Source organism: Polaribacter reichenbachii (genome assembly GCF_001975665.1).
GTDB classification, from domain to species: Bacteria; Bacteroidota; Bacteroidia; order Flavobacteriales; family Flavobacteriaceae; genus Polaribacter; species Polaribacter reichenbachii.
Window position 1 is genome coordinate 2347692 of sequence record NZ_CP019419.1, and the last position, 15218, is coordinate 2362909.

General features: G+C 30.0%; 12 protein-coding genes. 3 read left to right on the plus strand and 9 right to left on the minus strand.

Annotated elements, in window-relative coordinates:
- Nucleotides 1-32 precede the first annotated feature (32 nt).
- A complete protein-coding gene (locus tag BW723_RS09840) occupies nt 33-3236 on the minus strand; it encodes a cytochrome c biogenesis protein CcsA (RefSeq protein ID WP_068359509.1) in 3204 nt (1067 codons plus the stop codon).
- Between the two features lie 101 nt (nt 3237-3337).
- On the opposite strand from BW723_RS09840, the gene BW723_RS09845 reads away from it, so the two are divergent.
- The gene (locus BW723_RS09845; RefSeq protein ID WP_068359511.1) at nt 3338-3913 is read left to right on the plus strand and encodes a M48 family metalloprotease; all 576 of its coding nucleotides are present in this window, start codon (nt 3338-3340) and stop codon (nt 3911-3913) included.
- 70 nt (nt 3914-3983) lie between these two features.
- On the opposite strand, the gene BW723_RS09850 is transcribed toward BW723_RS09845, so the two are convergent.
- Nucleotides 3984-5351, minus strand: a complete 1368-nt coding sequence (locus BW723_RS09850) for an NAD-dependent succinate-semialdehyde dehydrogenase (RefSeq protein ID WP_068359513.1) — start codon at nt 5349-5351, stop codon at nt 3984-3986.
- 4 nt (nt 5352-5355) lie between these two features.
- Entirely contained in the window at nt 5356-7005 is a 1650-nt protein-coding gene (locus BW723_RS09855; RefSeq protein WP_068359515.1) for an acetolactate synthase large subunit, read from the minus strand.
- Between the two features lie 198 nt (nt 7006-7203).
- Between BW723_RS09855 and BW723_RS09860 the strand changes: the two genes are divergently transcribed.
- The gene (locus tag BW723_RS09860; RefSeq protein ID WP_068359518.1) at nt 7204-8925 is read left to right on the plus strand and encodes an FAD/NAD(P)-binding protein; all 1722 of its coding nucleotides are present in this window, start codon (nt 7204-7206) and stop codon (nt 8923-8925) included.
- Here BW723_RS09860 and BW723_RS09865 read toward each other — a convergent pair.
- From BW723_RS09865 to BW723_RS09875, 3 genes are all read right to left on the minus strand, one after another.
- Nucleotides 8920-9696 (minus strand): TIGR03915 family putative DNA repair protein, encoded by a 777-nt coding sequence (locus BW723_RS09865; protein WP_068359521.1) that lies wholly within the window; start codon nt 9694-9696, stop codon nt 8920-8922. The genes BW723_RS09860 and BW723_RS09865 overlap by 6 nt on opposite strands.
- The gene (locus tag BW723_RS09870) at nt 9697-10959 is read right to left on the minus strand and encodes a putative DNA modification/repair radical SAM protein (protein ID WP_068359523.1); all 1263 of its coding nucleotides are present in this window, start codon (nt 10957-10959) and stop codon (nt 9697-9699) included. It abuts the gene before it with no gap.
- Nucleotides 10960-11299: 340 nt separating this feature from the next.
- Nucleotides 11300-12817: a GH3 family acyl-acid amido synthetase gene (locus tag BW723_RS09875; protein ID WP_068359525.1), complete on the minus strand. Its 1518-nt coding sequence runs from the start codon at nt 12815-12817 to the stop codon at nt 11300-11302.
- 179 nt (nt 12818-12996) lie between these two features.
- On the opposite strand from BW723_RS09875, the gene BW723_RS09880 reads away from it, so the two are divergent.
- Nucleotides 12997-13332 carry a hypothetical protein gene (locus tag BW723_RS09880; RefSeq protein WP_068359527.1) on the plus strand — a complete coding sequence of 112 codons (336 nt, stop codon included), beginning with the start codon at nt 12997-12999 and terminating at the stop codon, nt 13330-13332.
- A 22-nt stretch (nt 13333-13354) separates the two neighbouring features.
- On the opposite strand, the gene BW723_RS09885 is transcribed toward BW723_RS09880, so the two are convergent.
- From BW723_RS09885 to BW723_RS17715, 3 genes are all read right to left on the minus strand, one after another.
- A complete protein-coding gene (locus BW723_RS09885) occupies nt 13355-14596 on the minus strand; it encodes an RNA polymerase sigma factor (protein ID WP_068359529.1) in 1242 nt (413 codons plus the stop codon).
- Nucleotides 14596-14946 (minus strand): YciI family protein, encoded by a 351-nt coding sequence (locus BW723_RS09890; RefSeq protein ID WP_226789271.1) that lies wholly within the window; start codon nt 14944-14946, stop codon nt 14596-14598. The genes BW723_RS09885 and BW723_RS09890 overlap by 1 nt, the downstream gene beginning before the upstream one ends.
- A 69-nt stretch (nt 14947-15015) precedes the next feature.
- Nucleotides 15016-15189, minus strand: a complete 174-nt coding sequence (locus BW723_RS17715) for a hypothetical protein (RefSeq protein ID WP_157578336.1) — start codon at nt 15187-15189, stop codon at nt 15016-15018.
- Between the last annotated feature and the right edge of the window lie 29 nt (nt 15190-15218).

The following is a 15218-nucleotide window of genomic DNA, read 5'->3' on the forward strand; positions in this document are numbered from 1 at the left end:
AAAATACATTTTTATCTTAAAAAGATAATCATTTACTTCTTGTAATATTTTTTGTGTTTAAACCAAGCTAAAGCACCAAGAATTGCTACAAAACCTACTGAGTAAAAAACAGAACTTGGTGTTATAACTCTATCTCCACTAGCATAAGAATGCAAGCCAGATAAGTAAAAATTAACACCAAAATAGGTCATCATTATAGAAGCATAGGCAATAATTGTCCATAAATTAAAAGTGTATTTACCTCTTAAACCAGGTATTAAACGCATGTGTAATACAAAGGCATATATCATAATAGAAATTAAAGCCCAAGTTTCTTTAGGATCCCAGCCCCAATAACGCCCCCAACTTTCATTAGCCCACATACCTCCTAAAAAGTTACCAATAGTAAGCATTACTAAACCAACTGTAATCGCCATTTCATTAATAACAGTAAGCTCTTTAATATTTACATCCATTCTCTTTTTATTCTTCTCGTTTGTAAAAGCGATCAGAATTAATGAAACAACTCCAAGAATCATCCCTAGAGAAAAAGGGCCATAACTTGCTACTATAATAGAAACGTGTACTAAAAGCCACCAAGAATTTAAAACAGGTTGTAAGTTGGCAATTTCTGGATCTAGCCAGTTTTGATGCGCAAATGCCAAAATAATAGCAGCTAAAAACGTTGTTGCTCCAATGGTTAGAGCAGATTTTTTACCTAAATATAAACCAAATGCCATAGTTGCCCAAGCCACATAAATAATAGATTCATATGCGTTACTCCAAGGTGCATTACCACTTATGTACCATCTAGAAATTAATCCAAAAGTGTGGAATAAGAAGCTTAAAATAATCAATGCTATTAAGCCTTTTACAATGTAATTTAAAACTTTAGACTTGTAATAAAAGATTTTAAGAATTTCTATAAATATTAAAAGTAAACCGAGTATCATATAAAAAATAGAACTCTTTATAAAAATACCCAATTTGTTATATGCAATTTCTAAATCAATTTTTCTTTCTGTTGGATATACTTCAGCTCCATATTTCTTTTGATAGGTTTTAATTCCGTCTAAAATTTTATTGGCTTTACTGTAATCACCATTTCGTTTAGCGGTTTGTAAAAGTTGCATATACAAAGGCAACAATTTAGGTACATAAAGCGAATCTTTTGTTTTTAATATTTTACTATTTGCAATTTCTGGATGCGAAACCCATTTGTTATTTTCATCATTAGGAATTGGGTAAACTCTTAAAATACCACCACCAATTGCACTATATAATAAACCAACTCTTCTATCAATTTTTATTAAATCCTTTTCAAATTTATTTTGAATTTTCTTCTTTTGAGCCTCTTCTATTTGGTTTTTAATGATGTACTCTCCTCTGTCTGAGAAAAAATCTGATAAACGAGCATATTTTGCCGTTTTTGCAAGGCCTAATTGTTCTCTAATTTTAAAATTATTTTTTTCTAAATAAATTGCAGGTACTTCATACCAAAGTCTAGCATTTTCTATGATTGATAACAAAACCTGGCTAGGTTCCATATCATGTAAAGTTTCTGTTTGAGCTACTTTTCTAACCAATTCAGATGCGAAAGTATGCGCAGGTTTCATTCTACCTCCAGCATCTTGTATTACTAATTTATTAAAATCTTCTGCGTGTTCTAAGGATACTAAATTTGCTTTTAAAATAGAATCAACCTGTTGGTCTGTAATTCTATTTACTCTATGTGGACTACTCTGTTGTTGCTCTGATTGAGTTGTTGTAGTATGCATATGATTTGGATCTGAATGATCATGATCTGCCTCTTGCCCAAAACTAAAAGCAGAAATGAATAGAGCTGCAGTTAAAGACATCAAAGCTTTTTTCTTTCTGATTTTATTTAATGAATTCTTAAGTGAATCAAAACGAGTGTTTTTTGCAAAAAAGATGCAAATTAAACCTGTGTATAAAAGTGAATACCCTAAATAAGTAATAAAAGTTCCCCACCAATCGTGATTTACAGATAAATGTGTTTGTTCTCTTTCACCAGATAAATCGTAACTAGACTGGAAAAATTTATAACCTTTGTGATCTAAAATATGATTCATAAAAATTCGAAAATCAAAAGTTTCATCAGTATCAATAACGGTAACTTCACTAGCATATGAAGCTGCACTTTCTGATCCTGGATATTTTTCTAATTGAAAATCATTTAACTTTACACTAAAAGGCGTTTCTAAAATTTTAGCACCATACCACAATCTAAAATTTAAACCATCTAAAGTAAAATCTTGTGCATTATCATTATTAAATTTACCACCAGTAAGTTCTACTCTTTGGGTTTCTGAGCCTGTTTTTATATCTAAAACAATTACGTCTAAAACTTTGTCATCTTTAGGACCACTTACAGTTTTCATGGTTCCTTTACTTGGATATTGAGGCACTACAAAAGGCAAACCTGCAACATTGTATAAAGAACGCAATTTAAAATCTTGAATGCTATCTTTTACTAAACCACCTTGTTGTTGTGTAGCCATTACTTGATAATTACCATCAGCTTTAGAAAGAATTTTTAAACTATCATTTCTTTTAAATATATTGATATTCGCATTGTTATCTTCAGCATTAAAACCTACTAAAACATTATGAATATTAGCAACTGTACCTGATTTTATGTAATGTTCGTGTCTATTTCCGCTAGAAGATTCTACGATAAATAGATGTTCTACACCATTTTCATCTTCAACTAATTTTTTTTCAGCCCAAGGGATATAATCAACCAAATTAACCTCGTAATCTTTTCCTTTAAAATTATCAGAAAAAGACCAAGAATTAGAACCCCAAGCACTTAATAAAATCGGTTCGTGCTTTGATTTTTGCACCTCATTATTATCAACAATAAGATTTACGTAGGTTGTTTCTGATAAAAATTTATTGGTAGTTTCACCTTCGTCAATTAGCATAATGCCTTCAAACCCCACATATCTGGTTACACCTGCACCAATTATGATAAATAAAAATGCTAAATGAAACATTAAAACTGGCCATTTTTCTTTTCTTAACAGTTTGTATCGGAAAATATTTCCAAAAAAGTTGATGACAAAGAAAATCATAATTACTTCAAACCACCAGGTATTATATACTAGAGCTTTTGAAGTTTGGGTTCCGAAATCATTTTCTATAAAAGTGGCTACTCCCATTGCTGTAGCAAAAAGGAAAAATAAAACAGCCATTAAACGAGTTGAGTATAGAAAATTAAGAAAATTTTTCATCTGAAAATAAGTGCTTTTAAAAGAGCAACAAATTTAAGCATAAAAGCACAAATAACCTTTTTGATATAACTATATTTAATTGTTAAAAAAGAACTAAAAAAATGAATAAAACACACATAATTCCTAATAATATTGAAGAAAGAGTACAAGTTGCGTTAAAATATTTTCCGCAATTAGCGGATATTCAGATTGAATTTAAATTAAAGAAAAACATCAAAAAATCTACAATGCAAGCCAGACCCACTTTTGATAGTTTTTTTAAAAGTAAAAAAAATAGAAAATATTTAATTTTAATCAGTAAAAAATTTAAAATCTCTGATCAAGAATTTTCTACTTTAGATATACCTGATGATATTTTTATTGGTTGGATTGGTCACGAATTAGGGCATATTATGGATTATCAAGATAGAAGTAGATTTAATTTAATTTTGTTTGGACTTAAATATTTGTTTTCAGAAAATCATATTGTAGAAGCAGAAAGAGCAGCAGATCGTTTTGCTGTGAAACATAAAATGGAAGATTACATTTTAAAAACAAAGAATTTTATTTTAAACCACGCAGAAATCTCAGAAGTGTATAAAAATAGAATGAGAAGATATTATTTATCTCCAGAAGAAATTATGTTTTTGGTAGAAGACCGAGATAAAATGGCAGATAAGCTAGAGAAAGCTTTGTAGAAACAAAAGCCTTTGCATTTGCAAAGGCTTTTATTTTAAATTTCATCAAACATCAAACATCATTCAATAATTAATCAATCCAAATTGATTTAGTATTTACAAATTCTTTAATTCCATAGTCTGATAATTCTCTTCCATAACCGCTATTTTTAATTCCGCCAAAAGGCAATCTTGGGTCAGAAGCTACTAATTTATTTACAAAACTATTACCAGCTTCTAATTGTAGCGCAATTTTTTCTCCGCGTTTAGAATTACCCGTTAATACTCCAGAACCTAATCCAAAAGTAGAATTATTAGCCAATTGAATCGCTTCATTTTCATCTTTTGCTTTAATAACAGAAGCCACTGGTCCAAACAATTCTTCATCAAAAGCAGTCATTCCAGGTTTTAAATCAGCTAAGATGGTTGCAGGATAATAAGCCCCTTTTTGCTCAGGAATTTTACCACCTATAACTAATTTACCTCCTTGTTGTATTGTTTTTTCAACTTGTTCGTGGATTTCATTTCTTAAATCAATTCTAGCCATTGGTCCATAATACGCCTCTTCATTGGTAGGTTCATCCATTTTGGCAGCTTTCATTTTTTGGGTAAATAGTTTTAGAAAATCATCATAAATCTCTTCTAAAACAATAAAACGTTTGGCAGCAATACAGGTTTGCCCATTATTTTGAAGTCGACCTTTTGTAGCCAAATCTGTTGCTTTTTCTAAATCAACATCCTCTAAAACAATATAAGCATCACTACCTCCTAACTCTAAAACCGTTTTCTTTAAATTTTCTCCAGCAATTTTTGCTACAGAACGTCCTGCAGGTTCGCTACCTGTTAAAGTTACAGCAATAATATTTTTATCTTCTATAATGGTTTTTATATCTTTTGATTCTACATTTAAATTGGTAAAAACACTTTCTGGAAAACCGGCTTTTTTAAAAGCTTCTTCTAAAGCAAAAGCACAACCTTGTACATTAGAGGCGTGTTTTAAAACACCAGTATTACCAGTCATAACAGCAGGAGCAGCAAAACGAATTACTTGATAAAAAGGAAAATTCCACGGCATCACAGCCAAAATAACTCCTAAAGGTTGATAGGTTACATAACTTTTTTTAGCTTCTGTTTTAACCACTTCATCCGCTAATAATTCGTGAATATTATCAGCATAATACCTGCAAATTAAAGCACATTTTTCAATTTCACTTCTCGATTGTTGAATCATTTTACCCATTTCTTGAGTTGCTAATTGTGCATATGCTTCTTTATTTTCATCAAAAATATTGGCAAGATTACTCATTAATTTAGCACGTTCATCAAATGAAGTTTTTTTCCAAGATTGATACGTTTGGTTAGCTTTTGCTACTTTTTCAAGTGCTTGATCTGCAGTTAATCTGGTATAAGTTGCAATTTCTTCTTCAGTTGCAGGATTTATTGTGGTTACTTTTTTCATAAGTTTAGTGTTTTGTTTTTTCTTTTAATAATACATTCAATATTTTATGGTTTAGCGAATAATCTACAGCTAAATCAATAATGTGAACGCCTTTGGTTTTTAATGTTTTTTCGAAAATTTCCTCAAAATTTTCAACGGAGTTTGGTCTGTAACCTTTGGCTCCAAAGCTTTCTGCATATTTAACAAAATCTGGATTTTGGTATTCCAAACCATATTTTGGGAAACCTTCACCTTCTTGTTTCCATTCTATCATTCCATACGCATTATCATTTAAGATGATAACTACTAGATCTAATTGCATTCGAATGGCAGTTTCTAGTTCTTGAGAATTCATCATAAAACCTCCATCACCATTTACAGAAACTACTTTTTTATTCGGATACAATTCTTTTGCCATTATTGCAGATGCAAAACCTGCACCCATAGTTGCTAAGGCATTATCTAATAATAAAGTATTTTGTGCGTAAGCAGGATAATTTCTAGAAAACCAAATTTTGTATATTCCATTATCTAGCGTAACAATATCATCATTACCCAAAAGATTTCTTATGATTTTTACCAAACGTTGAGGTAAAATAGGAAAACGATTGTCTTCTTCGTATTTTGATAAATGATTGGCTACATTTTCTTTTACACTTAAAAAGAAATCGGTATTCCATTTTTCAGCACAATGTTCTAGCTGATTTGTTAATTTATGAATGCTATTTGCAATATCTCCAATAACATTTAATTGCGGAAAATAGACTTCGTTAATTTCAGCAGCAAAAAAGTTGATATGAATTACTTTTCTATCATCCTCAATATCCATAATAAATGGTGGTTTTTCAATAGTATCATGACCAACATTTATAATTAAATCAGCCTTTTCAATCGCTTCGTGTAGAAAGTCATCCGAAGAAAGTGCAGCTGTACCTAAGTATAAAGGATTGCGTTCGTCTATAATTCCTTTACCCATTTGTGTATTAAAAAAAGGAATTTTTAATATATTAACAAATTTGGTTAAAGCTTCACTAGCTCTTTTTCTGTTGGCACTTGCACCAATTAATAATAAAGGTTTTTTTGCAGCCGAAATCATTTTTTCTGCTGCTTTAATCGATTCTAAATTCGCAGACGGAATTTTAGAAGTTACAATATCAAAAAAATGAGGTTTTTCAACTTCTTCTTTACAAACATCTTCAGGTATTTCTATGTGTACACCTCCAGGTCTTTCTTCTTGAGATAATCGAAAAGCCTCTCTAATTACAGCTCCAGAATTTTTACCATAAGTAATTTGTTTCGAGAATTTGGTTAGTGGTTGCATCATTTCTAAAATGTCTACAATTTGAAATTTACCTTGTTTACTTTCTTTAATTGGTTTTTGGCCAGTAAGCATTACCATTGGCATTGCACCTAATTGTGCATATGCAGCAGGCGTCATTAAATTGGTGGCTCCTGGTCCTAAAGTAGACATACAAACTCCGGGTTTTCCTGTTAACCGTCCGTAAGTTGCAGCCATAAAACCTGCACCTTGTTCGTGTCTGGTTAAAACTAATTTTATTTTTTCTGATTTTCTGATGGATTCTAATAGATCTAAATTTTCCTCTCCTGGTAAACCAAAAATATATTCAACGCCTTCGTTTTCTAAGGCCTGAATTATAAAGTCTGATGTTTTCATTTTACATTTTTAAAGATTATGTTTCAATTTAAGGTTTTTAGTTTTTTTAACCCAATTTATAATCTCAAAAAAGTGTTAATTTTAAAGGGTTTACGCGATTTTTTATGTATTTTTAAATGCGTTCGTTTTTAATTTAAATGAGCCTTCTTTTTAGGTTTGTTTAAAATATATTTACATAATTTTCTTTAATTTAAGGATATGAAAAAGTTAGGAATAATCGGTTTTGGTCCAAGAGGTTTATATGCTTTAGAAAGTCTATTTTTTGAGTTATCTAAAAATAGAAAAGTTAAAGTTCAAGTTTTTATTTTCGAAAATGAAGATGAACTTGGAGCAGGACAAGTTTGGAACTCTAAACAAGCTACTATAAATTGGACAAATATTTCTGTAAGAGCTTTAAGAAATTTAAAAGGCAGACCAGAAATTAAGATTGATGACATTATAATTCCTGAATTTCCTTCTTATATTGATGCATTACCAAAAGAAGAACAAGAAGCTTTACAAAATTTACCAGATCAATTTCCGCCAAGAAGTGCAATTGGTCAATATTTAAAGGATAGAGCAACATCAATCTTAAAAGTTTTAGAGAAAAATGATTTGGTTATAATCCATAGAAAATTTATAATTGATATTAATTACAAAAACTCTGAATTTATAATCACTGATTCTTCTAAAAATAAATATATAGTTGATGAAGTTTTGGTAACAATTGGTCATCAACCTACAAAATTATCTAAAGATTTACAACATCTAGAAGTTGAGAGTTTAGAAAGTGATAAAATTTTTTTCTCAGAAACTTATCCTATTGAAAATATTATACAATCAGCTGCAACTCACAAAGCAAAACATATTGTAATTCGAGGTTTTGGATTGGCAATGATTGATGCTGTTAGAGCATTAACTATAGAAAAAGGAGGGGAGTTTAAAATTACAAATGATAGAACTTTTGCCTCTGAATTTATTTCATCAGAAAAAGTAGCTCAGAAAATTATTCCTTATTCTTTAAATGGATTGCCTATGGTTCCAAAGCCATTAGATAAAAATGTTGATGAACAATTTGAGCCATCTAAAGCGCAAATAAAACATTTTAAAAACACAGTTTCTAAATATGCAATTGAGGATGAAAAAGCTAATGACGCTAAATTTTTAAAAGAAATATTTGCTGAAATTGGTGTAGAAATTTATTTAGCTTTAGAAAATAAACTAGGTTCTGGAAACAGTGCTAAAGAATTAGAAACTGCCATTTTAAATTGGTTTGATGATGATAAATATAAACACGAAACCCTTGTTGATTCTGAAATTGACACGAATACTTTAATTGCAACTTATGTAAATATGGCTGCAAATGAAGTGCCCATTTCATTAGATTTTTGTCTTGGCCAAGTGATAAGGCATTTGCAACCTACTTTATACAAAACATTTTCTCACGCAAATGTAAGTGATGCTGTTTTTGCTGATGTAATTCAGTTTGATGAACAAATGAAACGTTATTCTTATGGACCACCAATTGAAAGTATGCAGCAATTAATTGCACTTCATAATGCTGAAATTCTTGATTTTAATTTTGCGAATAATCCAGAAATAACAGCTAAAGATACTTTTTGGACTTTTGAAAAAAACGAACATAAAATTGATTGTGAAGTAATTATTAATAGTGTATTAAGTGCACCAAAACTTCTAGAGGTAACTACACCATTAATTTTAAATCTTTTAAGAAATGATTTAATTCAGCCTGTTCACAGTGAATTAGGGATTGAAACCCATACAGATGGTACTATTGTTTTAGATGATGAAACACGTAAAATTCCATTAGCAGTTTTAGGACGTTTGGCAAAAGGTAGCGTAATTGGTGTTGATGCAATTTTAGAATGTTTTGGTCCTAGAATTAAAGATTGGGCAAAGGGTTTTATAAACAGATTATAAATTTGGTTGTTTTTCGCTTAAATATTTCCAATAGCGTTTTGGAACGTGTCTAATATGCAATTTCATATTTTTACGTTCTTTGATGTTTGTACTATCAAAATAATCTTTCCAAAGTTTTTGAAACTCGAATTCCTCATCAGCAAAAAAGTCTGAACTGGTTTTAGAAAAATCAAAATTCTCTGGAAAATCTAGATTGATGAAATCTAATTTATGTAAATCATAAAACAAACCATAATTTCTTCGGATGTCATAAATTACCCATTTTTGATCTGCATATCTGCTTTTAAAATGCTTAGCAATTAAAGGTAATACATTAAAATCGGGTTCTATATTTGCAAAATAAATGTTGTCTTTGGTTAATTTAAAACGCACAAAAGCTTCCATTCTGTGTTTTTCTCTACTTACATTTTTTGCAATTTGCGATGTTTTTAAAACACTTGGTTGTGTAAAATCTGTATCTACTTTTTCTGAGCTGTTAAAAATATACAGCATATAATCTAACAATACATTTTCTACTTTAGGTTGCTCACTTAAAAAAGCATAATAAATTTTGGTGGATGATAAAGTAGATGCTTTTTGCTTTAAACCTTTCCAAACACGATCTGATTTTTGCTTATCAGTATTAATAGTTTCATTATCGGAAAACAATTCACTTTGATTTACAAATTGGTTTTGAATCGTTACATTTTTTAATTTGTATTCGAAAACGTAAAATACACAAGACAAAAAACCTTCGAAAGTACCATCATAAAGTAAAGTTTTATGTTGCATTTAAGAAAATAAGTTTAATTGCGGACTTAACAATTTATCGTATTTGCTATTTGAGTTTTTAAGAATTATAGCCTTTAATTTTGTAGCTGTTAAATCTCTTCTTTCAAACTGGTTGCTATCGCAAACTAAAAAGTATTGCGCTCTGTTAAAGGCAATTCCTATTTTTTTAAGATGATCCCAATTTAATCTTCTATATTTTCTTGCCATTAAAATTTTAGCAACAGATTTCATACCAACTCCAGGAATTCTAGCCAACATTCTTTTATCAGCTTTATTTACATCTACAGGGAATTCGTGTAAATTACGCAAAGCCCAACTCAATTTTGGATCGATATCTAAATCTAAATTTTGATGATTTAAGTTTACAATTTCATTGGTATGAAAGCCATAAAAACGCGTTAACCAATCTGATTGATATAGTCTATTTTCCCTTAACATAGGTACTTCACTACCAATTGCTGGCAATCTATTATCATAAGAAATAGGCACATAACCAGAATAATACACTCTTTTTAAATTGAAGTTTTTGTAATAATGTTCTGCAGTTTTTAAAATCTGAAAATCATTTTCGCCACTTGCACCAACAATCATTTGTGTGCTTTGACCTCCAGGCGCATATTTAGGTGTACTTTTTATAATTTTCTTTTCAGATTTGTATTGAATAATTTCATTTTTCACCTTTTCCATAGGTTTTATAAAATCATCAAAGTTCTTATCAGGAGCTAATAATTTCAATCCGCTTTTTGTGGGAATTTCGATATTAACACTCAATCGATCTGCATACAAACCAGCTTCACGCATTAATTCATCTGAAGCACCAGGAATTGATTTTAAATGTATATAACCATTAAAGTTTTCTTCTAATCGTAATTTTTTAGCAACAGCCACTAAACGTTCCATTGTATAATCTGCACTTTTAAAAATACCAGAGCTTAAAAAAAGACCTTCAATATAATTTCTTCTATAAAAATTAATGGTTAAATCCACTACTTCTTGCACTTTAAAAGCAGCTCTTTTTACATCGTTACTTTTACGAGTTACGCAATAGGCACAATCGAAAATACAGTGATTGGTTAATAAAATTTTTAGTAAAGAAACACATCTGCCATCTTCTGTATACGAATGGCAAATTCCCATTCCTGTAGCATCGCCTAAACCTTTATTTGTATTGGTTCTTTTGCTGCCACTTGAAGAACAAGAAACATCGTATTTAGCAGCATCTGCTAAAATTTTAAGTTTTTCTAAAGTGCGCTCAAAAGACATAAATTACTGGTATTTACAGTTTTATTTGTGTTGATTTTATTCGATAAATAGGTTTGGTAGGTTTTGTAAAAATACTGCTTTTTATAGTTTGAAAAATACGGTTTTAGAATAGTTTTCCACAAAAGTGATTAGCTTAAAAATGGAATTTATTTTCTGAATGCTTGATGTTTGCAAACAAGTTTAGCCCAGATAGCAACGACATCCTTTTTTAATTTTTGTGATAAAATAAGCCATCCGTTTTTGTAAAAAGATGGCTTAGCAAATGTGCTTTTCGTTTGAATAAAGTATTAAAAAAGATATAGTGGATAGCTGGAAATAGCTTCTAAAAAAAAGGCTTGATCTATTTTACAAACTTTTCCCATTTTTTAAATTTTTTCTCTTTCATAACACGTTCCATTTTAACTTGCCCACCTTTTTTCTTATTTTGATCGCTCCAATTATGGAATTTTTCTACATCAATAATGGTTACTTTTACCCCTTTTAGGGCTTTGCTTCTTGCTACTTTATAATTTTTATTTGCCTCTTTTAAAAAGTTGTCTAAAGCATCAGCAACCTCTTTTTTATTGGCTTTTAAATCTGTACCTAAATACCAAGAATGATAAAATTCGCCATCATCAAATCTTTTTGCACAAATCGTATATTCAGAAATTTTGGTTGAGAATTTTTCTTCTAAATGTTTCATAGCATCATCCATTTTATTTACAGAAAGTTGAGAGCCTACTGTGTTTAAAAAGAATTTTGTACGCCCAGTAATTTTAATTTCTGCTTTTTCTACATCTGTAAAAGCAATAGTATCACCTATTAAATAACGCCAAGCACCACTTACAGTACTCATAATTAAAATGTAATCTTGATTTAATTCTACCTCTTTTAAAGTTAAAGAAGGTGCACTTTTTTTAATAGAACCATCTGCTTTTATATAATCAGGATTCATTGGTACAAACTCAAAATAGATTCCGTTTTCGGTGTTCAATTGCATTGCATCTGTTTCTGGTCTTGTTTGTGTGGCAATGTAACCTTCTGACGCCAAATAAGTATCTATAACAGTTACTGGCTTACCTAAAAGTGCTTTAAAACTCTTTTCGTAAGGACCAAAAGCAACTCCACCAGAAGTATACACTTGTAAATTTGGCCAAATATCGTGAATGTTGTCTGCTTTGTGGTATTTAATAACTTCTTGCAACATTAATTCTATCCAAGAAGGAATTCCGCTTAAAGCACCAATATCCCAATTTTTTGCATTTTTTGCGATGTGCGCAACACGTTCATCCCAATCATCAATCTTAGCAATATCTTCACCAGGTTTGTAATATCCTTTAAACCAAAAAGGAATGTTGCTTGCGCTAATTCCGCTAATTTCTCCTTCTAAATGGTCATTTTTTTCTTGTAAATCTGTAGAACTACCCAACATCATAATTTCTTTTTCGAAAAAATCTGCAGGCAAATCGAAATTGTTTAAAGACAAAACTTGCTTTATTCCAGAACTTTGAATGGCATCTATCATAGCATCTGTAACCGGAATTCTTTTACTGCTTTTACCTGTTGTACCCGAACTTAATGCAAAGTAAGAAGGTGTGCCTGGCCAAGTAACATCTACTTCGCCTTTGTGTAATTTGCTCCACCATTTTTCATTGATTTTGTTGTAATCGAAATAAGGCACAACATCTGCAAAAGATTCGCAAATATCATCACTTAATAAAATAGTTTCAAAACTGTATTTTTTACCAAATTGAGTTTCTTTTGCAGTTTCTAAAAGATTTTTTAAAACGGCTTCTTGTGCTTCTATATGATTTGTTTCTGATGTTAATGTATCTGTTAAGTTGATAACTCCTTTTATAATATTACCTAAAATTGCCATAGTTGTTGATTTTTAACAAAGTTGCACAATATTATAGTTATTGTTTAACTCTAATCATATAAAAATGAATGCAAAAGAAATAGGCTCGTACTACTATTTTTGAGTTAAGATTTATAGCATTTGCGATACTTTATAAATTGGATTTTTATTTATTTTGATGAAATTTAAAAACATAAACAATGGAAAATCAGAGTAAAAATGAATTGGATTTTATAAAAGAATACGAAAGTAAAGGGTATAAAAATTCATACAGAGTACAAGAAAATAAGTTAATAGAAAATGAAACAAAATCTGAATTTAGTTCAAAAGATATTAAAGTAGTTGCAAAACATAGATATGAAGGCATGAGTAACCCAGAAGATATGTCTATTTTATACGTTATTGAAACTAATAAAAATACAAAAGGTACAATTTTAGCACCTTATGGACCTGCAGGAGATACAGGAGTTTTAGAATTCATAAATGAGATTCCTGAAGAAAATATATCAGATTCAGAAAATATTCTGAACAAATAGAAAAGATTTTATGTAGTGAAAATTAATTCTGATGGAGTTTAATTTTCTTCTTTATTAAATGCTCTTTTTCTAGCTGATTATTTACGCTTTCTATGGCTAGATTAATATGTGTAATTGCTTTTTTTAAGTTTTTTTTAGCAGCATAAAAATCTGATTTTGTCCCATAAAATAAATATTTACGTTGTTCAAAATCATTAGCATTTAGTTTGCTTAAATAAGTGTCTGCTTTTTGTAAATCGTTTTTTTGAATACAAATTACTGCCATAGTTAGCAAATGATTTGCCATTGGTTGTAAGGAATTTAAGCATTTATACCAGTATAAAATTTTATCCCAATTTGTAGCATTAAAAGTTTTTGCTTTTAAATGCTCTGATGCTATTGCAGCTTCATAATGATAGCAAGAAAACTCATTGTTTTCTACAGCTTTGTACATCATAGAATTCCCTAATTCTATTAACGGGTAATGCCACAGACTTCTATCTTGATGCTCTAAATCTAGAATTTGGTTTTGTGCATTTGTTTTAGATTCTAAACGTGCAGCATGAAAACACATTAACGCAAATAGAGCATAACTTTCTGAAGTTCTTGTATGTATATTTTTTAAAAGCATTTTGCACAAACGCATTGCTTCACCACACAATTCTTCTTGTATTAATTGTTCTTTTTTATTGGAGTGAAACCCTTCGTTAAATATCAAATACAATACTTCTAAAACACTCTCAAGTCTTTTTTTAAGAGCTTTTCCTTGTGGAATTTGGAATGTTAAATTTTCTTTTTGGATAACTTTTCTTGCTCTAACCAAACGTTTTTTTACAGTTTCTTCTTTGGTTAGTAAAGCTGATGCTATTTCTTTACTACTAAAACCAGAAACTGTTTTTAGAGCAAAAGCAATTCTGTCTTTAGCGTTTAACTTCGGATGACAAGCAGTAAAAATCATTCTTAATTGAGCGTCTTCAATTTCTGATTCTAAAAAAAGTTCGTTAATTGCAATAGTGTTTGCGCCTTGATAGAAATTTGGTAGGTAGTTTTTTTCTGTTTTTAATTTTCTAAAAATATCTAGAATTCTATTTTTTGCAGCCTGTGTTAACCAAGCTTCTGGGTTTTCTGGTACCTGTTTACGCCAAGACATACTGGCTTTTATAAAAGTGTCTTGCACAGCATCTTCAACAATTTCTAAATTAGATAATCCAAAAATTCTTGTTAAAACAGAAACCATCTTTCCTGAGTGATATCTGAAAAGATGGTCTATGAGTTGGTTTTCCATTATTTATCAAAAACCATTATTTCTCTAATTTCAACTGTTGCTCCTAAATCATAATCAGGAAAATCTTGTGCAATTTCTTGTACAGCATCAAAATCTTTGGCTTTTACAGTGTAATAACCACCAACAATTTCTTTTACTTCTGCAGATGTTAAATCTGTTACTGTTCTGTTTTTACCAACAATTCTTCTAATGTCTGGTGTTAAAGCTTCTCCGCCAACAAGAAAACCTGCTTGTTGCATCTTATCATTCCAAGCAAACCATTTGCCCATTCTTGTTTGTAATTCTTCAGGAGAAAGACCAAGATCAGCATAATCTGCGCCAATAAAAATCATCATAAATTGTTTCATCATATATATTTTAAATTGTTATTATATCTATAAGACGTATGCCAAATTATAAAAGGGACAATTTTTAAAAAATTATTTTTTTTGTTTTTGTTGATGATTGTAATATGTTGTACCAATTAAAACTACACCAATAAAAATAGAATAGAAATAGGCTTTAAAATCGCCACCTTTTATTAGTGAAAAAACTCCAACCAAAATACTTAGAGCACCTATGATGATTAAAAAATAATACAGTATTTTTTTCATTGATGAGGTTTATTTATGAAATATAAAAT

Coding starts and splice junctions, on each gene's coding strand:
- BW723_RS17715 (WP_157578336.1), bottom strand. CDS start 15,189: ATGAAAAAAATACTGTATTATTTTTTAATCATCATAGGTGCTCTAAGT.
- BW723_RS09845 (WP_068359511.1), top strand. CDS start 3,338: ATGAATAAAACACACATAATTCCTAATAATATTGAAGAAAGAGTACAA.
- BW723_RS09850 (WP_068359513.1), bottom strand. CDS start 5,351: ATGAAAAAAGTAACCACAATAAATCCTGCAACTGAAGAAGAAATTGCA.
- BW723_RS09855 (WP_068359515.1), bottom strand. CDS start 7,005: ATGAAAACATCAGACTTTATAATTCAGGCCTTAGAAAACGAAGGCGTT.
- BW723_RS09885 (WP_068359529.1), bottom strand. CDS start 14,596: ATGGAAAACCAACTCATAGACCATCTTTTCAGATATCACTCAGGAAAG.
- BW723_RS09880 (WP_068359527.1), top strand. CDS start 12,997: ATGGAAAATCAGAGTAAAAATGAATTGGATTTTATAAAAGAATACGAA.
- BW723_RS09865 (WP_068359521.1), bottom strand. CDS start 9,696: ATGCAACATAAAACTTTACTTTATGATGGTACTTTCGAAGGTTTTTTG.
- BW723_RS09860 (WP_068359518.1), top strand. CDS start 7,204: ATGAAAAAGTTAGGAATAATCGGTTTTGGTCCAAGAGGTTTATATGCT.
- BW723_RS09890 (WP_226789271.1), bottom strand. CDS start 14,946: ATGATGAAACAATTTATGATGATTTTTATTGGCGCAGATTATGCTGAT.
- BW723_RS09875 (WP_068359525.1), bottom strand. CDS start 12,817: ATGGCAATTTTAGGTAATATTATAAAAGGAGTTATCAACTTAACAGAT.
- BW723_RS09840 (WP_068359509.1), bottom strand. CDS start 3,236: ATGAAAAATTTTCTTAATTTTCTATACTCAACTCGTTTAATGGCTGTT.
- BW723_RS09870 (WP_068359523.1), bottom strand. CDS start 10,959: ATGTCTTTTGAGCGCACTTTAGAAAAACTTAAAATTTTAGCAGATGCT.